This window comes from Belliella buryatensis (assembly GCF_900188245.1).
GTDB lineage: Bacteria > Bacteroidota > Bacteroidia > Cytophagales > Cyclobacteriaceae > Belliella > Belliella buryatensis.
The window spans coordinates 113,966-137,625 of the sequence record NZ_FZOK01000007.1 but is presented as its reverse complement, the minus strand read 5'-3'; the positions used below and the strand labels follow the sequence as shown (position 1 = coordinate 137,625).

The window sequence follows — 23,660 nt, the reverse complement described above, 5'->3', positions numbered from 1 at the left end:
GTAAAATTAATTGACCATCCTTATATTAATTCTAACAGGTGCCTTTTTATAATTGGCACCTGTTTTTATATTTAAAAAATTATATTGACTAGCATATCAATCCCTTTTTATGAAAACCCACTTGTTAGTATTCTTACTCGTTGTCTTTTCTTATAGCGTACCTTCATTGGCACAAGAAAGAGATTCCTCTGAGCAAGAAACTAAAAAAGAGGTATATGATTTTATTCTTTTAAGCTCAAGGTATCAAAATGCTTTCAATTTTTTGGGTCGGGACTTTGGAGTAGATATTGGCCTGATTTCAACAGATTTAATGTATTATTTTAATTCTGGAATTTACTTTAATGTTTCAGCAATCAAGTTTCTACAAGAGGGGCTGCCTTGGCAATATGGTGGCACATTAGGTTACAATAAAGAATTGGGTACTAAAACTGATATCAATTTGAGTTATTCACAATTTTTGATTGACGGACAAAGCGAAATTACAGGCATACAGGACTTAGGTTTTGCACAAGCTACTTTTGGATGGGAGTGGGGTCTCCTATACAGCAACATTCAATTTCAGACTCTTTTCAATGAAAGAACTGATTTTTTTATCAATTCAAGCCATTCTAGGTATTTCGAATTTGATCAAAAACTATTTAAAAAAATCACCCTATCCTTTGAGCCTAAATTCACTTTGATGGCAGGTACATCTGAGTTTTATAGAATGGGAGGGTTTGATCTGACTAATGATAACATTTCTGATTTTCAAAAATTCCAGTTACTAAATTGGGAAGCTATGATCCCCATTACTTTTGGAATCGGCTACTGGGACTTAGAGTTTCAGGCGAAGTATATCAACCCACTTAATCTTCCAAGTTTTGATGAGTCAAACAACAGATTCATTTTTGGTTTTCAATTATCCTATGCTATTCCAATCAAAAAAACCAAATCAAAATGAGAGTATTACTGGTAGAAGACGAAAACTCCCTAGGAAAAGAAATTAAAAAATTCTTGGAAGGGGAAAGCTTCCTATGTGATTGGGCTACATCTTTTGCTGAAGCCTCAGAAGACATTGCTATCAATCCTTATGACTTCATCTTATTGGATCTTGGACTTCCAGATGGTGATGGATTAGATTTGATGGAGGAGATTCAAGAGAATCAGAAAGAAAGCTCTATAATCATCCTTACAGCAAGATCAGAAATCAATGATAAAGTTGAAGGCTTGGAACGTGGTGCTGATGATTACCTTTCCAAGCCTTTTTCTCTTCTTGAATTAAAAGCTAGAATGCAGGCTATTTCTAGAAGAAAAGGGGGATGGAATTCCAACTCCTTAGAAATTGGCAACTTTCATCTTGACCTAAATGCAAAGACGATCCAATTTGAAAATCAGGACATTCCACTAACAGCAAAAGAATATAAACTCCTCCATTTTATGTCGATCAACAAAGGAAGAGTACTCAACCGCTTCCAGCTTGCTGAACATTTATGGGGGGACCATTTGGATGATGACCACCAATCCAACTATATTGATGTGCATATCAAAAACATCAGAAAGAAATTAGGAGAATTTGCTCCTACAGACTGGCTACAAACTGTAAGGGGTTTGGGCTACAAAATTCAAAAATAAAGCTATGCGGCTGTCAGCAAAACTGCTTATTTATAACTTATTAGCAAAAGGACTTATCCTTTTGATTTTTATTTCAGCCGCACCTTTTGTTCTCAAATATTTCGCTGTCAAAAACACCGACAACCAACTTCGTGAAAAAAGAGATGAGGTAATCTCCATCATTGTTGAAGATGGGATGGAGAAATTTATTTCTTCTGAAAATCCAGAAATTGGATTTGGGTCTTATAACATCCTGAAAGAAGAATATATCCTACTAGAGCTTTGGGAACAAGGCTTGAAAGTGGATACAATTTTTGTAGAAGATAGAATCCTAGAACGAGAAACAGTCACTTATCGCGTATATTCTAATACTTTCGAATACGGAGGAGATACCTATATCCTAGAAATTGGCCGAAGTTTAGAGACTATCAAAGCTATAGAAAGAATTATCTATAATATCTTGATAGGAACTTTAGTAATTTTCTTAGCCTTGACATTTTTCTTGGATACGGCCTTCACTGAAAAAATTTTACAGCCCTTCAAGAAAATCATCAATCAAAAAATCTCTCAAATCAACGAGCCACAACAATTCTCCTATCAGCTAATCAAAACGAATACTGAGGAATTCAAACTTTTGGACAACGCGATTTCTGATATGATGCGAAGAATACAAAAAGCTTTCAACCAAGAACGGATTTTTATTTCTCATGCATCTCATGAATTAAAAACTCCTATTTCTGTCCTTCAAAGTAAGGTAGAAGCGCTTTTTTCTCGAGAAGAAATTGGCGATTTGGAAATGGAAAAATTGCTGGATATGCAGATGACCATTCAGCAAATGAAAAAAACAGTTAATGCATTACTTTTAATTTCCAAAGTTAACAATGCCCAATATATCAAAACCGAGACGGTTCAAATCAACCTTCTGATTGAAGAGCTCCTAGAGGAATGGGAGGATTATGCTGATGATAAAGAAATTGTCTTGGCTTTGGAAAAAAATGATCCTTTCTCCTTTGAATCATCCAATGAATCATTGTGCCGAATGATGATCCAAAATGCCTTCATCAATGCACTTAAATACACTCCAAAAGGAGGCAAGATTAGCGTCATTAGTACTTCAACAAATTCACATCATCAGGTAATCATCAAAGATACTGGACCTGGAATCAGCGATGACTTACTGGAACAAGTGAAAGATGGCATTGTATTCTTAAAAGATGCTGAAAAAGATAAGTCTGGATTTGGGCTGCAAATCATGTTCAAGGTTGCACTCTATCTGGACGTCATGGTAGATATCAAGAGTAGTACAGATGGCACAGCGATTACTTTTACTTGTCCGATTCAGCAAGACTAGTCTTCCGCAACAAACTCACCAATCCAGAAAACCTGATTTGATTTTAAAGTCAACAACCCTTCTTCGACTTCGATAAAGGTGGCATAAGAAATTTGATGGATTTGGTTTTGATCTTCTGCAATAACTTCCACAAAAGTCCCCTCAGGCGCATGAATTTGGATTGAACAAGTAGTAAACCACTTTTTGAACTGGCCATTTTTCACAGGAAAGTACCGAAGCGGAGCATCCCAAACCACCAAATCAATAAACTCCAGTTTTTGCTCTAATGTGAATACTTTCTGGTGCGGAAAACCAATAATATTGACCGCTTCATGCTTGGTAGCAACCAAATATTGAAGTGCCTCTTCTAAATAAGCTTCCTCTGTGACTCCAATAAATTTGACTGGATACTGTGCTTCCAGTAGCTTGTAATTCTCTTGCTGAAAATTCAAATCAGCTAAAATAAGATCGATCTTAATCCCCCAAGAAATCACTTTATTAACTTCCTCCTGAGCAACCACCACCGTAGGTGACCATTCCAAAAGAGGCGCTAAATTTTCATATTCCAAGCCCTTAGTGCTCAATATCAATAGCGCTGGTTCCTGTTGTTCTTTGACAAAATGATGTGAAGACATACTAAAATAATTTAGAAACGATCAAACCCATGTTTTTAGAAAAAATGATTGAGCATTTTGATATGCAAGCTTTTGTAATTGTCCAGAAGTAAGGTTGTCAGCCAACTTCTCCAATAAAGCTGGATACCTGCTGGCATCTTCTACAATAGGAAAATAAAATGGATGCCTACTCTTATCTGGGAAATCCTTGGTGTAAAAAAAATCAGCCCCAAAGCAGATTTGATCTTCAAAACCGCTTTCAAATGCATAGAGAATATGATCCAAAATCCGAGTAGGCTCGTCATTATCCAAAAATGCTCTTAAAAAATTCACTCCTATAATTCCCCCTCTCATCATAACTTCCTGAGCAAATTCATCACTTAAATTACGCTTATGTTCCCAAATCCCCCTGAAGTTAGAATGACTAGCAATTACAGGAATCTCTAAACCTCCTTTGTCGATGTGATTTAAGATTCCTTCAGCCAAAGAATCGGAAGTATGTGAAAGATCAATCGCTATCTTCTTGCCATCAATATAGTCCAAAAGCTTCTTCCCATCTGCTTTTAGTCCAATGCCCTCTGTGTAATTGCCGCCACCAAATCTATTTTCCGTATGATGGGTCAAACTGATGTAAGCAATCCTTCCAGTTTCCTTTATCAAAGCATCAAGATTGTCGAAAGCAGCTTGAATCGGAGCCTTTTCTGAAGCCAATCCGGCAGCATTTTCTATGGCCGCAACGACTGATAATCTGTCTTGCTCAGTTATACGCTGAAGGAACTCAACATTTGCAAGACATAGATCTTCCTTAAAATCTTCTAGCAATTGTTTGAATTTTTGTCCTTGTAATTTAGCCATCTCCATACTTCCAGAATATACATCAGTATAAATCGCAAGTATCTGCATTTTCACATTCCCTTGTTTCAAGAATGGTAAAGCACAAGCAATATCATCAGTGCGATCAGCCCTAGCATCAGGGACTTTTGCTAGGTAAGAAAGTAAATCACAGTGAGTATCAATGATGGGAAGCTTCATGGGAATATATCGTTTGACAATTCAAAGAAACTCAAAAAATGAGAGTTTTTTTATACTTTTAGACTTCTTTTGAGTTAGTAAGATAGAATTATAGCAAATCACAAACCACGACATCATGTCAATAACTAAACCTATTAATTTCACCAAGTGGATCGAAGACAATAGACACCTTCTTAAACCACCCATCGGTAATCAGCAAATATTCAAAGACAATGAAGATTTTATCGTCATGGTGGTAGGTGGGCCAAATGCTAGGAAAGATTACCATTACAACGAAGGGGAGGAGTTTTTCTATCAAATTGAAGGTGACATCACTCTAAAGGTCATTGAGGATGGCAAGCCTATTGATGTATCAATCAAAGAGGGAGAGATTTTTCTGTTACCTCCTCGCACTCCCCATAGTCCAAGAAGACCTGCAAATACCATTGGACTGGTATTTGAGCGATATAGAAGAAAAGGAGAAAAAGATGGTTTCATTTGGCATTGTGAAAACTGTGGCGAAAAACTCTACGAAGAATATGCCGAAGTGACTGACATTGTCAATCAACTCCCTCCTATCATGGAGCGCTTTTGGTCCAATCCTGCCAATACAACTTGTAAAAGCTGTGGCACTGTTATGACCAAATAAAATCTCAATTAAAATTAATCCTTTTCTCTTTATGAGTACTCCTTTAAAATTTGAATTTAGTCAATCCTTTGCTGCTAGTATGGATAAGGCAGACCCTATCAGATCATTTCGCGATAAATTCATCTTTCCAAAAGTTGATGGAAAAGAGGCAATTTACTTTTGTGGCAACTCCTTAGGACTTCAGCCTAAATCAACACAAAACTATATCCAAAAAGAATTAGAAAACTGGGCAGAAAAGGCTGTAGATGGTCACTTTCATGGTGAAGATGCTTGGTATCATATCCGCAAAAAATCAAAACCAGCACTCGCTACTTTAGTAGGAGCACATGAACATGAGGTAGTGGCTATGAATAACCTCACGTCGAACCTGCACTTCTTGATGGTCTCTTTTTATCAACCAACAGATAATAGGTTTAAGATCATCACAGAAGCTGGGGCATTTCCTTCGGATATGTACATGCTAGAGACACAAGTCAAATTTAGAGGCTTAAACCCTGATGAAGTTATTATAGAACTTTCACCTAGAGCAGGTGAGCATACGCTTAGAACCGAAGATATAGTAGCAGCCATTCAGGAGGCAGGAGATAGCCTTGCGCTAGTTATGATGGCTGGCTTGCAATATTACACTGGTCAGGTATTCGATATGAAGACCATCACCTCAGCGGCCCACCAAGTTGGAGCAAAAGCAGGTTTTGATTTGGCACATGCTGCTGGCAATGTAAAATTAAACCTTCATGATTGGGGTGTGGACTTTGCTACTTGGTGCAGCTACAAATATATGAACTCAGGTCCAGGAAATATTTCAGGCATATTCGTCCACGAGAGACACGCAGAAAAACCAGACTTGGTTCGTTTTGCTGGTTGGTGGGGACATGATGAAGAGGAGCGGTTCAAAATGGAAAAAGGGTTCAAACCCATGTTTGGAGCCGATGGTTGGCAGCTTGCCAATTCCAATGTCCTTGCTTTGGCAGCACATCAGGCAAGCTTGGATATTTTTCAAGAAGCTGGAATAGATCGGCTAAGAGCTAAAAGTGAAAAACTAACCGCTTACTTAGAATTTTTGATTCAAGAAATCAGCGGAGATAGTGGTGTATTAGAAATAATTACGCCCAATCATAAGGATGAAAGAGGCTGTCAGTTATCTTTGCTGGTTCATAAAGGAGGAAAAGCTGTCTTTGATGAATTTTATCGCAATGGAATCGTTGGAGATTGGAGGCATCCCAATGTCATTCGCATAGCTCCAACACCTTTGTACAATAGCTTCATGGATATCTACCAATTTGCGGAGATCCTGAAACAATCCCTTCAAAAATTCGCTTAAACTTTAAGTGGGATCTGAATAAGATACAATGAAAAAAAATGAAATAAGCATCCTTGGTGCTGGGCTGATAGGTTCACTTTTGAGTATTTATCTCAAGAAACGTGGGTTGGATGTAACCATATATGAAAAAAGAGCTGACAATAGAAAATCCTTGTACAAAGAAGAAGGACGATCGATCAATATGGCTCTTAGCGACCGCGGATGGAAAGCGCTTGAAAAAATCGGTTTGAAAGAAAAAGTCATGCCATTGGCCATTCCCATGTACGGCAGAAAGGTTCATGACGAGCATGGTAATACTACTTTTATTCCTTATGGAAAAGATAATCAGGCCATTTACTCAATTTCAAGAGGGAATTTCAATAGAATATTGATAGACGAAGCGGAAAAAGTCGGCGTAAAGCTAGAGTTTTCTCATAAGTGCGAAGACGTCAATCTTCAAAAACATAGCATCAAATTCCTCAACGGCGAATCAAAGCAGGAAGTAGAATCTGAGGTAATTATCGGTGCGGATGGAGCATACAGTTCTTTGCGCATGGCTATGCAAAAACAAGTTAGATTCAATTACCGTCAGGAATACATTTCGCATGGATATAAGGAGTTAACGATTCCTGCTTCTGAAACCGGGGAGTTTGCCATGGACCCTAACGCACTCCACATATGGCCTAGGGGAAAATTTATGCTCATTGCCTTACCCAACCCTGATAAATCGTTTACTTGCACACTCTTTTTACCCTTTGAAGGAACCAAAGTTTGTTTTGATAAAATCAATGATAAAAAAGACATAGAAGGAGTCTTCAAGACTTATTTTGATGACGCCTTCCAATTGATGCCAAATTTGGTGGATGAATTCCAAAATAATCCTACATCAGCTCTCATAAATATTGAATGCTATCCTTGGGTACAAAACAAAGCCTTATTAATTGGTGATGCGTCTCATGCCATGGTTCCTTTCTATGGACAAGGTATGAATTGTGGATTCGAAGATGTCTTTATCTTAGACGGCTTAATAGACAAACTTGGGACCAATGTTTGGGATTTGGTTTTCGCTAAGTTCCAAAAAATCAGGAAACCTGATACAGATGCTATCTGTCAGCTAGCCTTGGAGAATTTTGTGGAAATGAGAGACTCTGTAGCCGACCCAAAGTTTATGCTCAGAAAAAAAATTGAAGCCAAACTTCACGACCTTTATCCAAAAGATTGGATCCCGCTATACACCATGGTTACTTTCTCTAACATACCTTACTCCGAAGCTTATGCGCAAGGTAAACTTCAAGAGAAAATCATGGATCGCGTGATGGCTAATCCATTGATTACTCAAAACTGGGATAAACTAGACTACGAGGATATCATAGATCAATTAGATGCTGCAAAAACTGTATAATAAAAGGGCTGATTCGAATTCAAATCAGCCCTTTTATTAATAGAGTATTTGGTTTTTTACTCAGCTTTGGTCCATTTAATTGTACATCCAATAGCTTTTGTTGTTTCTACTGCTATTTTATTTCCTGATAATAAGGCATCCATCGCATCCTCTACATACCTTTCGGTAACAGCAGAAGCATCTTGGTAATTATTGTCAATAGCACCTATGTATTTTACTATAAAATCATCACCTTCTTTGTTGAGCAAATAAACGTGAGGCGTTCTAGAACCGCCATAGGCTTTGATCACGTCTTGAGATTTATCATATACATAAGGGAATGGAAAAGCTTTGTCCTTTGCTCTTTCCTGCATTTTTTCAAAGCTATCACCTGGACTTACCTTGTCATCGTTAGAGTTGATAGCGATCACTGGATATCCTTTAGCGGCGTATTTATTATGCAAATCTATCATTCTGTCTTCATAAGCAACTACGTAAGGACATGTGTTGCAAGAGAAAATAACTATAGCTCCTTTGGCTCCATTGATTCCTGATAAAGATACCCAAGAATCGTCCACGCTTTTAAGATTAAAATCTGTGGCTTTATCTCCGATTTGATATCCCTCAGTTTGCGCTTTGACCAATGGTGATAGGGCAAATATGAGCATTAGTGCAAATAATGTTTTTGTTATCTTTTTCATGATTTAAGTGTTTATGGTTTATAGTTATTTTATGCCTGCTATTAGCGCTCTAAGCTCTGATTCATTGACTTCTCCTTCATGGAAAAGCTTACTACCATCAGCCTTGATAAAGAGTGTAGCTGGGATTGCACCAGACCAATCTTCGCTGACTTTATCGATCCATTTATTATAATCAATATCATTTAGCAAATATACCGGTGACTTTACTTTCCTTGTTTCTATGAAGTTTGTCACTCTTTCTGGTTTACGGCCATCATCCATAGAAATAAAAATAAGCTCGATTTCAGGGTATTCAGCGGCCACTTTTTCAAAATATGGCATTTCCTTCACGCAAGGTGCACACCAAGTAGCCCAGAAATTGAAAACACGCAGCTTTTCAGAATCTTTATTCATCATAAGTTCAAATTCCTCAAACGTAATGATTTTGAAAGTCTCGGTAATTGGCTTTTCCCTTTGAACGAACGAGGATAAATTTGCTATTAAGAATAGGGTGAAAGCAGTTTTTAATGAAGTTGAAAATTTAATTTTGAATTGCATATTTGTATTATTTCAACTATGATATAGATATTTTAAATCCATAATTCTTGATTTTGATTACGGGTATCACTAATCCTGTTTTAGAAGAATTAGCAAACAAAATTTTCTTCTATTTGAAATGCTAATTTTTGCCTATTATTAAGCTACGTTTGAGCAATAAAATTGTTTGACCACTCATCAAAAACCCGTATTCCGAACCGTATTTAATGATGGAAAAAAGCAAGCTTTTTTTATCCACATTTATCCACAGTTATCCACACAAGCATAAAAAATTGGCTTTAGTCACTGTATATCAATTACTTATGTAAAGTTTTGATTTATGGATTTTGTGGATAATATACTGTAAATGAGCTTTTTTACTTTTTATAAAAAATTTGTAGAAGTGGATAAAGGAGAGAAACAAAATTTTATTCCAATCAGGTATTTCTTGGATTTGTCTAATTTCAATAGGGTCACTTCCTTAAGCGATATAGACCTTCTTCCTCTATTTGATATAAATCAGACAACAATGGAATCCTTACCAATAAATCTGCAAATAACCCCTCTTGATCGATGATCAACTCGGGTTGTTCAATCAAAAACTGTTGATAGACTGAAGCCATATCTGCAAAATCATCAAAGTCATTTAAGATCCTTTTAGAAAGCTTTTGATTGAGGTAAGGTGTTGCTAAAGTTGCATGCTTGTAATAAGCTATGTCATCTCCTAAAACTACAATTGATTTACCTTTTGAAATTTCGTGCTTGTTTTCTATTTCAATAATATAAGACGTAAATTGTCCAGACTGCATACCAAAAACTAACCATAAATATCCAGAGGCTGGCACTCCAAGAAAAAGAATAAAAGAGAATATAGCCAAGGCCTTCTTATTACTCAAATAGATAAAAATCTGTGTAATAAAATAGGTCAATGCAGGTAAAATAATAATAAACTGATATGGAGTCTGTCTATTTGTAAGTAAGATGGAGAGTATGGCAAAAATCAAATAAAGAAATATTAGTTGTCTTTGCTTTTGCTGATTGACTGTAATCATTTTAAAGAGGAGTCCAACTAAATATCCTACCATCGCCAATATCAGAGGCAGTGCAAAAGCAAGGAGAATATACAAAAGACTTACATGGGTATATACGTCAATAATTCTACTAGCAAACAAGTATTCAAGGACAAACTCAGGTAAGGAGTCTATCCAAAAATAATAAAGTGCACATAGAAATATTGGTAAAAAATATCCGAATAAGGAGAGAATAAACTGCCTGAAAGTAAATCCACTGATAGCAATCCCCGCAACTACCAAGAATGGCAGAAATACAATCAAGGGAAAATGAAAAAGTACTGCAACTCCTCCAAACATGCCTGCCAATAAAACAGAATCCGATCCTTCTTTCTGAAGTACAGTTTGCGCATAAAGCTGTCCCAACGCCATTATCAAAAAAGTACCCCCCATCAAAGACGGAGACAAGGTCAACAAATCAAAAGAAAGATGAAATAGAACCACCATCACTGCTGCGGGTATGTAGGTGTTTTCTTCAAATGACTTATACCGAATAAATAGCGCATTGATATAGGCTATTTGGAAAATAATCAATAGAGCAGCTAGCAACTTATACATAACTAGACTTCTTCCAAAAATCAAATGAATCACCCAATACGCTCCCACTGATAGAGGTCCTGTATCATCTACTACATCTTTGTACATATGTAGACCTTCACTTAATCTTTCCCCAGCAAGCATCCAAATCAATTCTGGCTGGATCATTGGGGCCTTCAAAAGAAAATAATAAATACTGCTATATACCATCAAAAGGATGAGGATGCCAATCAGTCTGAAAGGGTCATTGATCTTAAAAAAACGTAGCAAAATATATTAATATTGAGAGGTGGGACAATCGTAACTCACGAAATTAAAGGTAACTCATTTAATTCACTAAATTTGTACCAACAATTATTGATATGGAAAGTAAAAGACAACAGAAATACTCCAAACTCATACAAAAGGAATTAGGAGAGATTTTTCAAAAAGAAGCCAAACACTTGGTAGGCAATGCTATGGTCACTGTAGTGAGGGTATTGATGAGCCCAGACTTGAGTGTGGCCAAAATCAACCTCAGCTTTTTATTAGCCAACAATGAAGTTCTTTTTGAAAAAGTTAATGAAAATAAAAAGGAGATTAGAAAGCATCTTGGCTTGAGAATTGGCAAAAGTGTGAGAATAGTGCCAGAACTAGCATTTTTCATGGATGAATCTGCATCTTATGCACAGCATATGGATAAAATCATCTCATCTTTGGACATCCCAGAAGCCTCTGATGAAGAGGAGGAAGAAGAAGATTAATTGCTTTACTTTTGAACCTCTCATTTTTCATAGCGTCCAGGTACTTCCGAAGTAAGAAAAAACGGAATTTCATCACCATTCTGTCTCGGATTTCGATGATCGGTGTAGCAGTAGGTACTATGGCTTTGGTGATTGTATTGTCAGTATTCAATGGTCTGGAAGATTTGGTCAGAAGTCTCTATGCCTCTTTTGATGCTGAACTAAAAATCGAAGCTTCACAAGGTAAATCTTTCCAAGTGAATGAAGCTTGGCTCGATCAAATAAGAAATATGGAAGGAGTCGCTGTATTGACAGAGGTGATAGAGGACAACGCGCTTTTCAAGTACAGGGACTACCAACACTTAGCTAAAATCAAAGGTGTCAGTGAAAATTACCTAGATCAAGGTAGATTCCAAGAGGGTTATGTATGGGGGGATTTGAGCCTTGGAACTAGTAATCAACCACAAGCTATTATTGGGCGAGGAGTAGGTTTTTTTCTATCCATTGATTTAGATAATGAATTCGAACTCTTACAAGTTTTCTACCCTAAGGCACCTAGAAATGCTGGAACCTTAGATCCAAGACAACTTTATTCCAGAGAAGTCATCAAACCAACTGCATTTTTCAGCATTGAGAAAGAGTTTGATGACAATTACATCATTGCCCCAATTAGTTTTGTCCAAGGCCTTTTGAATTATGGAAATAAACGGACTTCTTTAGAAGTAAAAGTCCAAGATGGAACCAAAATATCCACAGTAAAAAAGCGACTCAAAACGCTCCTAGGAGAAGAATTCACAGTAAAGGACACAGACGAACAGCACGCCAGTTTGCTCAGAACGATCAAGATAGAAAAGCTTTTTGTATTCATTACACTAAGCTTTATCCTAGCCGTAGCTTCATTCAATATATTCTTTTCACTTTCTATGATGGCTATTGAAAAGAAAAAAGATACCGCAGTTCTCTTTGCTATGGGTGCAACAGAGAAACTTATCCGACAGATCTACATCAAGCAAGGTGCAATAATAGCTTTTTCTGGCGCCATTATCGGTTTAGTGTTAGGCTATATGGTTTGTTGGATTCAGGACAGCTATGGTTTGGTTACCTTAGGCATTAGCTCTTCAGTGATAGATAGCTACCCAGTCAAAATGATTTGGACTGATTTTTTATGGACGAGCATTGCAGTAATCACAATTACATTTTTGGCCTCCTACAGACCTGCTGTGATTGCCGCCAAGGTCAAGCTGACAGAATTTTAAATAATCATCAAATCAATTTTAAAACTTCGTCCAAATACTCTCTGGTATTTGAAAGCCTAGGAACTTTATTTTGACCACCCAGCTTCCCGCGAGAACGCATCCAAGACTCAAAAATCCCTTCTGATACAAGATGTACTTTAGGCTTTGTTAACGCCAAGTCTTTGTATCTCTTGGCATCATAATCAGAATTAATCCTGCGAAGTGTGTCGTCTAAATGTTGAGCAAATAGCTCCTTGTCGTTGGGCATTTTTTTAAATTCCACAACCCATTCATGTGCTCCCTTAGACTTAGAGTCTCCAAAGTAAACTGGCGCAGCCGTGAAGTTAGTTATCGTTGCGCCTGTAGCATCAGCTGCTTCCTGGACTGCTTTCTCAGCATTCTCTACGATCACCTCTTCTCCAAATGCATTGATAAAATGTTTGGTCCTACCCGAAATCTTGATTCTGTATGGTTCTATGCTAGTAAACTTAACTGTGTCACCAATTTTATATCGCCACAAACCCGCATTTGTTGTAATCAATATGGCATAGTTTCTACCTAATTCTACTTCATTGAGAGGAATAACTCTGGGTTTTTCACTTTCCCATTCATCCATAGGGATGAATTCATAAAAGATACCGTAGTCTAGCATAAGAAGCATTTCATCAGAATTTTTTTGATCTTGAATACCAAAGAATCCCTCCGAAGCATTGTAGGTCTCCATATAGCGCATTTTGTCAGAAGGGATCATCTCTTTGAAAAGACTTCTATATGGACCAAACGCAACTGCTCCATGAAAAAACACCTCAAGGTTTGGCCAAACTTCTAGAATATTATTTGCGTTTTTTAATTCCATGATGCGTTGAAGCAGGACAATAGTCCAAGTCGGAACACCTGAAATACTGGTGACGTTTTCATCCATTACCTCACGTGCCATTTTATCAATTTTGGCCTCCCATTCATCCATCAAGGCCGTTTCCAAACTTGGAGTGCGAGCCATCTGAACCCAAATCGGCAAGTTGTGGGTAATCACCGCTGAAATATCACCGACCTTACTTTTGGATCTTGAAGCAAGGGGATTTTCTGACAAACTTCCTCCGATCGTCAGCGCCTTTCCTGAAAATAACTTGCTGTCTGGGTAATTATTGACGTAGAGGGATATCATATCTTTCCCTCCTTTGAAGTGGCATTCTTCTAAAGCTTCTTGAGACACAGGAATATACTTACTCCTACTAGAAGTCGTTCCGGAAGATTTGGAAAACCACTCAATCTCCGTTGGCCAGATGATATTCTGCCTCCCTTTCATAGTCTCTTCAATGTAGGGCTTCATCTGTTCGTAATCATGAATAGGAACTTGCCTAGCAAAATCAGTATATGTTGCTATATCAGCAAATCCATACTTCTTCCCAAACTCCGTTCTTCTTGCTTCTTGGATGAGTTCAAAAAGTATCTCATTTTGTATGGCTATAGGGTTTTCCTTAAAATTTTCGATTTGACCTATACGGTTTTTGAAAATCCAGGTCATAAAAGTGTTGACTACCTCCATCAGTTAAAGATTTTTCGTTTGAGTTCAAAATGCTGACCTAGATATACTCTTCTCACTTGTTCATCTGCTGCCAAATCTTCTGCTGTACCTGCCTTGAGCAGCTTTCCTTCAAACATCAAATAGGCCCTATCAGTGATTGAAAGTGTCTCGTTCACGTTGTGGTCAGTGATCAAGATACCTATGTTTTTGTTTTTGAGCTTGGCTACAATCGTTTGGATTTCCTCTACCGCGATGGGGTCAACTCCAGCGAATGGCTCATCCAATAACACAAATTTTGGATCAACAGCAAGTGCTCTAGCAATCTCAGTTCTTCTACGCTCACCACCGGAAAGAACCATGCCAAGATTCTTTCGCACATGAGTCAATGAAAATTCCTCCAGCAGACTTTCTACTTTTTCCTTGCGCTCAGCCTTTGGCATTTTCTTCATCTCTAAGACTGCCATGATATTTTCCTCGACAGAAAGCTTCCTGAATACACTTGCCTCTTGTGCCAAATAGCCTATTCCCAATTGTGCACGCTTGTACATTGGTAGGGCGGTGATATTCTGATCATCCAAGAAAATCTGACCTTCATTGGGCTGAATCAACCCAACTATCATGTAAAAAGAAGTGGTTTTACCAGCACCATTGGGTCCGAGCAAACCAACGATTTCTCCCTGTTTGACCTCCACAGATATATTATTTACTACCCTACGGCCTTTGTAAATTTTGACAAGATTATCTGCTTTTAAAATCTTCATATCAATCGAATTTGATGTCTTTGATGTACAGTTGCAAGCTACTATTATTGCGGAAGGTATTTTCTCTTATTTCAAAAGCTAAATCAAACCGCATTTTTCTTTTTAGCATTTTATAAACGATCTCATCTTCATATTTAGTCCGATCAGCCATCCCAAAAGCTATACATACTGGCCTTGTTACCTGACCATCCTGTACTACATTGAAACGAAGGTGCTTGTCTTTGAGTATCCTCACATCTTCTGCATAAACTTGATTCGCATAAAAGATCGGCTCAGGGTTCCCAGGGCCAAATGGCGCCATCTGTTTTAGAATATTGTAAAACTTGTAATTGATCTGATCCAAAAGAATCTCATCGTCCACTTCCAAGACAGGCATCATGTGGACATCTTGGATCCTCGAACTTACGACTGCCTCAAACTTTTCTTGAAAAGCTACCACTTTATCCACTGACATGGTCAAGCCAGCGGCATACTTATGACCACCAAACTGCTCCAGCAGATCACTACATTCACTAATGGCCTCATAAATATCAAAATCATACACTGATCTAGCGGAACCTGTAGCTTTATTATTTGACTCAGTGAGGATGATAGTGGGTCGATAATATTTTTCTATACATCTTGAGGCTACAATACCAATAACCCCTTTATGCCAGTCTTCTTTAAATAAGACTGTGGATTTCATCTCTCTTATGGCATTCCGCTCTTCAATCATCAGCAAGGCTTCCTTGGTAATGTTTTCATCGAAGTTTTTCCTAGCAGCATTGACAGTATCTACAGCTTCTGCTTGTCTCAAAGCATCATCGAGATCTTTGGCTATCAACAATTCTACGGACGCCTTTGCATGCTCTAGACGTCCAGAAGCATTGATTCTAGGGCCAATTTTGAAAACTATATCAGAAATCTCTATTTCTTTCTCAATCTTACTTTTCAAAATCAAAGCCTTGATTCCTGGTCTTGGATTATTATTGAGTCTTTCGATTCCATAAAATGCTAGAATCCTATTCTCTCCAGTGATTGGTACAATATCCGCTGCAATACTGATAGCTAATAAGTCCAAATAGGACATCACTATAGCCGCATCTCTGCCTGTGTGCTGCGCATAGGCTTGAACCAGCTTGAACCCCACACCACAACCACTTAACTCTTTGTAGGGATAGTTACAGTCTTTCCTTTTAGGATCCAGAATAGCTACTGCTGGTGGTAGCTCCTCACCTGGTGTATGATGATCACAGATGATAAAATCCACACCGAGTTCTTTCCCCAATTTTACTTTTTCTATGGCCTTGATACCACAATCCAGAGAAATCACCAATTTGAAATTATTGCTTGCAGCATAGCGAACACCCTTTTCAGAAATACCATAACCTTCCTTGTATCTATCAGGAATATAAAATTCCAAATGTTGATAAAATTGGCTCAAGTAGCCATAGACCAAGGCCACCGAGGTAGTCCCATCCACATCATAATCCCCATAGATAAGAATCTTTTCTTCTCCCTGAATAGCTTGGATTAGTCTATCGATGGCTTTATCCATATCCTGCATCAAAAATGGGTCATGCAACTTATCCAAATCAGGTCTAAAGTAATCCTTAGCCTTTTGAAAAGTATTGATAGCTCGGTTGACCAACATATTGGCTAAGGTTGTGTTGACATTGATCTCTTTACTAAGAGTTGTCACACTCCCCTCTTCTGCTTTCTCTCTGATCTTCCAGTTGTACTCCATGTGGCTAAATTACTAAACTGCTTGGCTATTTTGGTAAGCCTTCTGAATAATTTTGATTTCCGATCTATTTGAATCAAAAAGAAAAGCATCGATCAATACAAAATAAAAAAAGAAGCTCTAACAAGCTTCCTTTCTAAGAATCAAAAAACCATACATTATAAGATGACTGATAGCATTGTTTGATTACCCTATTTTGACAATTTAAAACTTGGATGTACCATTTGACTGAAGTACATACTGGAAAGTGTAGTATCCACTAGGGGTTGTTCTTGGATCGATTTGCTCTACAGGTGGATTTCCTCGGTAGTAACTCAGAATTTCAATCTTAACATAATTGTCAGCTGCTGTCTTTACCAAAATCACCCTTCCAGGAATTGGGGTAACGGTGAAAGTTGCAGAATTGTAATTGTACCAACCATTCCCACTTCCTGTAGGGATCGCAAAACTGTTTGCAGAATCTGTATTGAATGTGGCAGAAGCAGGAACTTCGGTAATTTCTTCAAATACTCCATTTACAACCGCCGCTGTTACATTTTTAGAGTTATTGACCCGAATCGTGGTTCCTTTGAAAGCAATATCCCAGTCCTCGTTTTCTTCCACTAATTCATTGAGCTCTAAACTGAAATACTGGAATGAGCGTGCCTGTATTACTTCACCTGTATTTCTGTCAATTTCGTCATTTGGTGCAGCTAGGTCTTCTACCAGCGTCACCTCCAAGGGGGTCAATGGTGCTAATTCTTCAGCATTGTCACAAGAGATCAAGAATGCTGCAATAAAGCTTGCAAAGATTAGTTTTTGGATAGTGTTCATTTGAATTATCTGTTTATAAGTTTAAGTATTGGTATTTTCATTCCTATGAAAAGCACTCTCCCTGGGTTATTTGGTTGTGCTGGAGTAGCTGTATTGAGTAGATTAGTTCCACCAACTTCCAAGAAAAGACCTTTTTCAAAAGTCTTGGACGCTGTCAAGTTATAGCTTACCCAAGCAGGAGCATACTCTCGATCATCATCCAAAATCAAATTCCCATTAATATCCCCGAAGCCAAATCGACCTCGGTAGATAGCTCTAAATGCTAAGTCTACACCGCTGTAGTTTTCTCGGTAATTCACCTTGAAATTCCCGCTATGACGACTTCTATTGAAAAGCCCACCATAGTCCGCTCGTGTGACTCTTCGCGTTTGGTTCTGCGCATTTCTCTTGAATATTTCCCCGTTGTCAATTCGATCTATTACATCCAAGTCCCTGGCATCTAAAAATGCGTAACCTGCACTCAAGGATAGGTTTTCGAGTAGCTTCACTTGAACATCCATCTCTACCCCTTGTGTAATCACACTTCTGATGTTGAAATAGGAAAAGGCATTTTGGCCTGTGACCAATTGTGCGATTGGTGCTGTTTCTATCAGGTTGTTGATGGCGTTTCGGTAAGCATTGACGTGAATTTGGGTTTTGCTAGTAGGCTTCCATCGAAAACCTGTATTGATTGCTCTAGAGGTTTCAGCATTCAATTGCCCAATGGTCTCGGGATTGATCAATACTTGCGCAATAAGTCCTTGCTCTTGAAGCCTAGCAATTCCATCGGCAGCTAGGTTTGCCCCAAACACATAGTATCCAGCAGCTGCATTATTGAAGTTCAATAGCAATTGTCTGAAATCAGGAGCCTTGAAGCCAGCTCCAATGGAAGCTTGCCAACTCAATTTTTCAGAAATTTGATATTGGCCAGATATTTTTGGGCTTAACCTATTGCCAAATTGACTATGAAAATCAGCTCTAAGTCCTGTGACAATATTGGTCTTTGGTGTAGGATCCCAGAGATGCTGTAGGAAAAAATATCCGGCATCAAATCTATTGAGCGCATCATATCTAGTAGCCTCTACGGTTTCAATCACCTGTCCGAGTCCTAATGTGATCAGGTTTTTAGAATTGGCCATGAAATCTGTCTGCAATTCAGTTCTATGAAAAAACTGATTGAACTCCTGAAAATCAAAGGCTTCTCCATTGCTTCTAAAGTTTGTCTCTGATCGGGTACCAAACCACGAACTCATGCCTCTCAAGGTGATCGTCCAATCAGCATTAGGTTTGAATCTCAAAGTAGGATTGAAATTGATATCTCTCCTCTGATTACCTAGATCCAGAAGTTGTGCACCCGCTGCGCTACCTGTCTCTAGTATGCCATCTGATACTTCCTGATATGCCCTCCCAAAAAGGCTAACTTTGAATTTTTCAGAAAGCTCACCAGATACTTTCAATTGAGCAGTGGAGGCTCGATATGGATTTTGTGTTTGGCCTACTACCTCTGGTCTAAGGTCAAAACCATCAGTCTGAAAATGATCTAAGAATAGCTGTGTATTCCATTTTCTATTTCCCAGTCCCATTTCTAAATATGGATTCCAAGAATTGAAAGACCTATGCCTCAATCCAAGATTCAAATTTGATTGATTTTGGTATGACTTGGTGATGATATTGATCACTCCTCCCATGGCTTCACTTCCATAGATGGCGCTGGATGGGCCTCGCAGAATCTCAATGCGATCTATATTAGAAACAGAAATTCTATCCAAATCAAAGGTCCCTGCCGTTCTCCCAATCAAAGGTTCACCGTCTAATAGGATCAAAATGTAATCCGAATCCATACCTTGCATTTGAAGACCAGAACCATGATTAGATGTGATCTGAAGCCCTGTTTGCTCCCTAAGAATTTCAGACAATCGAATACCTCCCGTCTCTTGAACCTGCTTACTACTCAATACTGTCACGGGCATTGGCAGTTGCTCTACACTTCGCTCTGTTCTCGTCGCAGATACCACTACCTCTTGAAGATTCCCTGATTTCTCTTGCAAGATGATTTCTTCTCTACTGACCCACTCCTCCCAACTCAATTGCAAACTTTCGAAACCCATCGCAAAGACAGTCACTTTTTCTGTCTTATTGCCTTGAGGTATTTTACCTAGTTCATCAACAAGCATTGCCTTTTGCCCCTCAAGTTTGACAAGGGCATGAGGTATTATATTCCCATTGGTGTCCAATATCCTTTTTTCAGCATCGAAGGGAGCTGCCAAGGAAATTTCTGAGAGTAATAATAAAAAGATCAGTTTAATTTTATTTAGATTAAATCTAATCATACTGGAAAATTTTTTTGCCGGGAATTATGCTCCCGGCTTTTATTGATTTAAAGGCTATCTATTAGATTTTTCCATGCTGTGAGTTGAGGAATTCCGGGCTTTCTCAACCCAAAAAACTGAGCGATCATTTCACCACCTTGATCAAATAATTCAAGTGAAGAAACCAAGCCATCGGTTGTTTGCTTATGAACTACAAAAGCATGGGCAATCTGGTCTTCATTGAGGTGCATATTGAATTGCGGATCTAGCACATTGAGCCAATTCCCCATTTGCCTTATAGTCCTTATTTTTCCTTGATGGATCTGTATGTTGCCTTTGTTACCAGCAAAAATCATAATCGGCATTTGCTCAGCAGAGGCTGTTTCTACTATTTTCCTTGCAGACAAACGATCTACTTCGTAGGCCCACTTATTATCAATCCACTTGACAGCGTCCAGTCTATGAACTTTATATTTTCTCAACATTCCAAAGAAATCGTGCGTATCCTCCATGTTTTCCCAATCTTTGGTAAATGCGTCCATATCGATATGCTCAGCATAGATAGGCTTTACAAAGTTTTCAATGTCCAAGTTAGCATCTTGATCAGCTGATTTATATTGATCGATTAGCTCCTGGAAAACATCAACTTTAGACTCCTCTTGAAGGTACACTTTCAAAATGGCCATTCCTTCTTTATCAAAAAACTGAAAACTTCTCATCGTTCCCCTTGGAGTCTCATTGACTACAGCAAATCCAAATTTCCATGCAGAGAAGAAAATACGCTGTTCTATTGGTCCAATTACCGTTGCAATTAGATGCGGAGCATTTCCTTCAATATTGATTTTTTGAAAATTCCCCTTATGCTCCAATACACAGCCATTACTTCTGCAAAGCGACATGACTTTACCTAGTTTTTTGAATTCTACAAGGAGTGAAGTCCACTCAGGATTCAAGCGTATGACTGAATCTCCAACTTGAGTAGCAAGCAATTCTGCTTCTGATACACCCAATACTTCCGCTGCATCTCTTATTCTAAGATTTGGCTGCTCAGTCTTCAATTTTTCCCAAGCGCTTTTAAGCGCAGTTTCCTGATTCAAAGTTGTCGTTTCCATAATTTATTATTGTGCTTGTATTAATCTGTGATTGATATGATGAAGAGGTAGGCTGTGAACCAACAAACCCAAACCATCATCATATTTCTTTACTTTTATCGGATAGTCAAACAAGTATTCAAGGTTTGGACTGGTAAAGACCATTGAAACTTCTCCTTGAAAAGCTACATCACCATCTTTCATCATGATCACTTGATCTGCATAATTGCCCACCAAACTCAAGTCATGTAGCACAGAGAGCACGCCAATGTTTCTTTTCTTGAGGTCATTGAGTAAGTCCAACACCAAATGTTGTAAAGAGACGTCCATGCTAGAAATTGGCTCATCTAAAAGGAGAAATCTTGGAAATGCCTGCTTTTTCCAAATTTGTATCAAAACTCTCCCCAATTGTACTCGTTGCTTTTCTCCACCTGAAAGTAAATTGTAAGATCGGTCTCGAAGATGCCATATTTGAAGTTTTTGCATGACCTCAGTGATTTCCTCTTGTCCAATTTCACTCGGGGCATTGAGCGTGCCTAATTCTAATACCTCCCAAGCTGAAAAAGGGAATGAAACAGAACTATGCTGTGGCATTACTGCACGAATTCTAGCGAGCTGTTGACTCGAATAGGTCTTTATAGACTTGCCGTTATATAAAACCTCGCCTCTACTACAGCCTACATCTCCTGAGAGTATTTTAAATAGTGTGGATTTCCCTGCTCCATTCGGGCCTATGATCGCCGTGAATTTTCCCGGCTCCAACTTGATATCTATATCGCCGATGATAGGCTTATCACTGATGCAGAAGTGTATGTTTTTCCCTTGTAGCATGTTAGTATTTTACTTTCTTGAAATTGACAATCAAATAAATAAAAAATGGTGCCCCCAAAAGTGCTGTGATGATTCCAATTGGGAGTTCAGCAGGCCGGACAAGATTTCTAGCCAACAAATCTGCTGCTGACAATAAGATAGCCCCAAGCAAAAATGAACCAGGCAAAACCAATCTATGATCCGCACCAAAACCCAATCTAATCAAGTGTGGAACTACCAATCCGACAAACCCAATTGTACCACTCATAGAAACAGCAGTACCCACTATCAAAGCAGAAGACAAAAACAGCACATACTTGACATATTGGATATTGACACCCATGTGGTAGGCTTCACGCTCACCCAATGCCATGGCATTGAGCTGGGGATACAATCTTAAGATCATGGCCAATGCTGGCAAAATCAATACACTAGCAATTCCCAACTTGGACCAATTACTCCCTCCTAAATCTCCTAAACTCCAGAAAGTAAAATTTCGCAATGCGGCATCATCTGCATAAAAGAGAACTAGACCTATTAATGCTCCCATAAGAGCATTGATTGCAACACCTGCTAAGATCAAGACTGAGATATCTGTCTTCCCAGAATAACTCGAAATATTATAAACCAATAAAGTGACTAAAAGCCCTCCCAAAAAAGCAAATAAGGGTAAACCTATCAAAGACAATAATGGAGATATACTTAATAGACCTGAACCAAACACTATAAACACTACAGCGAAAAAAGCGCCTCCAGAACTAACTCCTATCAATCCAGGCTCTACCAATGGATTTCTAAAAAGCCCTTGTAACGCTGCTCCAGCCAAGCCTAATCCTCCTCCAATAAATATCCCCATTAAGATTCTTGGAAGTCGAATTCCCATCAACACATTCGCTTCAGCACCTGTAAAATTCCCAATGTTCAATCCAACACTATTGAATAAAATAGGCAATACTGACTTGAGTGGAATTTGGTATGCTCCAATCGATGCAGATAGCAAGACTAGGATAATCAGCATCAACCCTAGAAAAATAAGGACTGTATTCTGAACCCTATGCTTGGTGTGTGGAATACTGGCTTGTAAAGTCTTAATCATGGTAAGCATTTTTGGCCAATTCCATTGCAACTTCAGCCACTCTCGGTCCAAACCCAGACAGTAATAAACCATCAAATGCTAAAATCTGATCTTGTTGAAAAGCTAAGGTCTGTTCCATCCCTCTAATTTTGTTTAGTCCAGTCTTTCCACCCAAAGAAGCCAAACCTGAGTCAAATAGAAGTATATAATCGGGATTGAATTTTGCTAGTGCCTCTGGAGTCAGTGGGATAAAATCTTTGAATCCTGTAGCGATAGACCTTAATCCAGCTAATTCAATAATAGAAGATGCGAATGTGTCATCACCTCCCACGAAAATCATGTCCTCTCCTCTAGCCATTATGAATAGTGCTGTTGGTTTCTTCTCCTGATTTTTATTTGCTAAAAATTGATCCAGCTCAGCTAAATCTCCTTGGATATATTGCTTGATCTGTTCCCCTTTTTCAGGTACTTCTAAAAATTCAGCTAACTCTACAATCAACTTAAAGGTACCTTCAATCGACTTAGGCTTTTCAAAAAAATGAACCTCTAATCCAGTTGCCTTCAACTGGGCTACCACATCAGGAGAAAGGTAGCCAGATTCTGCTAAAATTATGTCAGGAGATAAGGATAACAATCCTTCTGCTTTGATTTGGTTGCGATAACCTATTGACGGGAGATCTTGCATCTCAGAAGGATATGTAGAAGTGATATCCGTCGCAATGATAAAATCGCCAAAGCCCAATTCATGGACAATTTCTGTAATTGTTCCACCGGCTGTGATGATGCGTTTGGCCTTCTTTTCTTCTGCTTGTTGAGGAGCACTACAAGCACTCAGAAGGAATAAGAATAAAATCAGCTTTGCTTTCATTTATTTAGATTGATTTAAAATAACATGACAAATGTCACATTATTTAGATT

22 protein-coding genes are annotated in these 23,660 nt (G+C 38.4%); 8 read left to right on the top strand and 14 right to left on the bottom strand.

Annotation, left to right across the window (positions count from 1 at the left end):
• Positions 1-109: 109 nt before the first annotated feature.
• Genes CHB66_RS08870 through CHB66_RS08860 form a run of 3 tightly spaced genes read left to right on the top strand, consistent with a single transcriptional unit; the run spans position 110 to position 2,941 of the window.
• Complete coding sequence (locus CHB66_RS08870) at positions 110-940, top strand: hypothetical protein (protein WP_089240088.1); 831 nt, start codon at positions 110-112, stop codon at positions 938-940.
• Complete coding sequence (locus tag CHB66_RS08865; protein WP_089240086.1) at positions 937-1,611, top strand: response regulator transcription factor; 675 nt, start codon at positions 937-939, stop codon at positions 1,609-1,611. Before CHB66_RS08870 ends, CHB66_RS08865 begins: the two co-directional genes overlap by 4 nt.
• Positions 1,612-1,615: 4 nt before the next feature.
• The gene (locus CHB66_RS08860) at positions 1,616-2,941 is read left to right on the top strand and encodes a sensor histidine kinase (RefSeq protein WP_089240084.1); all 1,326 of its coding nucleotides are present in this window, start codon (positions 1,616-1,618) and stop codon (positions 2,939-2,941) included.
• Here CHB66_RS08860 and CHB66_RS08855 read toward each other — a convergent pair.
• On the bottom strand, positions 2,938-3,555 hold the full coding sequence (locus tag CHB66_RS08855; protein WP_089240082.1) for a thiamine pyrophosphokinase: 618 nt from the start codon (positions 3,553-3,555) through the stop codon (positions 2,938-2,940). The two genes, CHB66_RS08860 and CHB66_RS08855, sit on opposite strands and share 4 nt — an antisense overlap.
• A gap of 21 nt (positions 3,556-3,576) precedes the next feature.
• On the bottom strand, positions 3,577-4,566 hold the full coding sequence (locus tag CHB66_RS08850; RefSeq protein ID WP_089240080.1) for a dipeptidase: 990 nt from the start codon (positions 4,564-4,566) through the stop codon (positions 3,577-3,579).
• Positions 4,567-4,681: 115 nt separating this feature from the next.
• Between CHB66_RS08850 and CHB66_RS08845 the strand changes: the two genes are divergently transcribed.
• From CHB66_RS08845 to CHB66_RS08835, 3 genes are read left to right on the top strand one after another with little or no spacing between them, the layout of a single operon-like run.
• On the top strand, positions 4,682-5,194 hold the full coding sequence (locus CHB66_RS08845; RefSeq protein ID WP_089240078.1) for a 3-hydroxyanthranilate 3,4-dioxygenase: 513 nt from the start codon (positions 4,682-4,684) through the stop codon (positions 5,192-5,194).
• A gap of 31 nt (positions 5,195-5,225) precedes the next feature.
• Positions 5,226-6,515, top strand: a complete 1,290-nt coding sequence (kynU, locus tag CHB66_RS08840; RefSeq protein WP_089240076.1) for a kynureninase — start codon at positions 5,226-5,228, stop codon at positions 6,513-6,515.
• A gap of 28 nt (positions 6,516-6,543) precedes the next feature.
• Positions 6,544-7,896, top strand: a complete 1,353-nt coding sequence (locus CHB66_RS08835; protein ID WP_089240074.1) for an FAD-dependent oxidoreductase — start codon at positions 6,544-6,546, stop codon at positions 7,894-7,896.
• Positions 7,897-7,952: 56 nt separating this feature from the next.
• Here the strand turns inward: CHB66_RS08835 and CHB66_RS08830 are convergent, their stop codons facing one another.
• The 3 genes from CHB66_RS08830 to CHB66_RS08820 form a co-directional block, all read right to left on the bottom strand.
• A complete protein-coding gene (locus CHB66_RS08830) occupies positions 7,953-8,576 on the bottom strand; it encodes a thioredoxin family protein (RefSeq protein WP_089240073.1) in 624 nt (207 codons plus the stop codon).
• Positions 8,577-8,600: 24 nt separating this feature from the next.
• Positions 8,601-9,113 (bottom strand): TlpA family protein disulfide reductase, encoded by a 513-nt coding sequence (locus CHB66_RS08825; RefSeq protein WP_089240071.1) that lies wholly within the window; start codon positions 9,111-9,113, stop codon positions 8,601-8,603.
• Positions 9,114-9,565: 452 nt separating this feature from the next.
• A complete protein-coding gene (locus tag CHB66_RS08820) occupies positions 9,566-10,969 on the bottom strand; it encodes a hypothetical protein (RefSeq protein ID WP_089240068.1) in 1,404 nt (467 codons plus the stop codon).
• Positions 10,970-11,061: 92 nt separating this feature from the next.
• Between CHB66_RS08820 and rbfA the strand changes: the two genes are divergently transcribed.
• Together rbfA and CHB66_RS08810 are read left to right on the top strand one after the other, a co-directional pair.
• The gene (gene rbfA, locus CHB66_RS08815; RefSeq protein WP_089240066.1) at positions 11,062-11,442 is read left to right on the top strand and encodes a 30S ribosome-binding factor RbfA; all 381 of its coding nucleotides are present in this window, start codon (positions 11,062-11,064) and stop codon (positions 11,440-11,442) included.
• 11 nt (positions 11,443-11,453) lie between these two features.
• On the top strand, positions 11,454-12,677 hold the full coding sequence (locus CHB66_RS08810; protein WP_089240064.1) for an ABC transporter permease: 1,224 nt from the start codon (positions 11,454-11,456) through the stop codon (positions 12,675-12,677).
• A gap of 7 nt (positions 12,678-12,684) precedes the next feature.
• Here the strand turns inward: CHB66_RS08810 and CHB66_RS08805 are convergent, their stop codons facing one another.
• The 9 genes from CHB66_RS08805 to CHB66_RS08765 all read right to left on the bottom strand — a co-directional run bounded on the left by CHB66_RS08805 (position 12,685) and on the right by CHB66_RS08765 (position 23,610).
• A complete protein-coding gene (locus CHB66_RS08805; protein WP_089240062.1) occupies positions 12,685-14,202 on the bottom strand; it encodes a GH3 auxin-responsive promoter family protein in 1,518 nt (505 codons plus the stop codon).
• Entirely contained in the window at positions 14,202-14,942 is a 741-nt protein-coding gene (lptB, locus tag CHB66_RS08800; RefSeq protein WP_089240060.1) for an LPS export ABC transporter ATP-binding protein, read from the bottom strand. Before lptB ends, CHB66_RS08805 begins: the two co-directional genes overlap by 1 nt.
• Position 14,943: 1 nt before the next feature.
• Complete coding sequence (gene recJ, locus CHB66_RS08795) at positions 14,944-16,668, bottom strand: single-stranded-DNA-specific exonuclease RecJ (RefSeq protein ID WP_089240058.1); 1,725 nt, start codon at positions 16,666-16,668, stop codon at positions 14,944-14,946.
• Between the two features lie 201 nt (positions 16,669-16,869).
• The gene (locus CHB66_RS08790) at positions 16,870-17,478 is read right to left on the bottom strand and encodes an HmuY family protein (protein WP_089240056.1); all 609 of its coding nucleotides are present in this window, start codon (positions 17,476-17,478) and stop codon (positions 16,870-16,872) included.
• 5 nt (positions 17,479-17,483) lie between these two features.
• Positions 17,484-19,787 carry a TonB-dependent receptor plug domain-containing protein gene (locus tag CHB66_RS08785; protein ID WP_089240054.1) on the bottom strand — a complete coding sequence of 768 codons (2,304 nt, stop codon included), beginning with the start codon at positions 19,785-19,787 and terminating at the stop codon, positions 17,484-17,486.
• Between the two features lie 47 nt (positions 19,788-19,834).
• Positions 19,835-20,878 (bottom strand): hemin-degrading factor, encoded by a 1,044-nt coding sequence (locus tag CHB66_RS08780; RefSeq protein ID WP_089240052.1) that lies wholly within the window; start codon positions 20,876-20,878, stop codon positions 19,835-19,837.
• A 6-nt stretch (positions 20,879-20,884) separates the two neighbouring features.
• The gene (locus CHB66_RS08775) at positions 20,885-21,688 is read right to left on the bottom strand and encodes a heme ABC transporter ATP-binding protein (protein ID WP_089240050.1); all 804 of its coding nucleotides are present in this window, start codon (positions 21,686-21,688) and stop codon (positions 20,885-20,887) included.
• Between the two features lies 1 nt (position 21,689).
• Positions 21,690-22,763, bottom strand: a complete 1,074-nt coding sequence (locus CHB66_RS08770; protein WP_089240220.1) for a FecCD family ABC transporter permease — start codon at positions 22,761-22,763, stop codon at positions 21,690-21,692.
• Positions 22,756-23,610 carry a heme/hemin ABC transporter substrate-binding protein gene (locus CHB66_RS08765; protein WP_089240048.1) on the bottom strand — a complete coding sequence of 285 codons (855 nt, stop codon included), beginning with the start codon at positions 23,608-23,610 and terminating at the stop codon, positions 22,756-22,758. The genes CHB66_RS08770 and CHB66_RS08765 overlap by 8 nt, the downstream gene beginning before the upstream one ends.
• Positions 23,611-23,660: the final 50 nt, after the last annotated feature.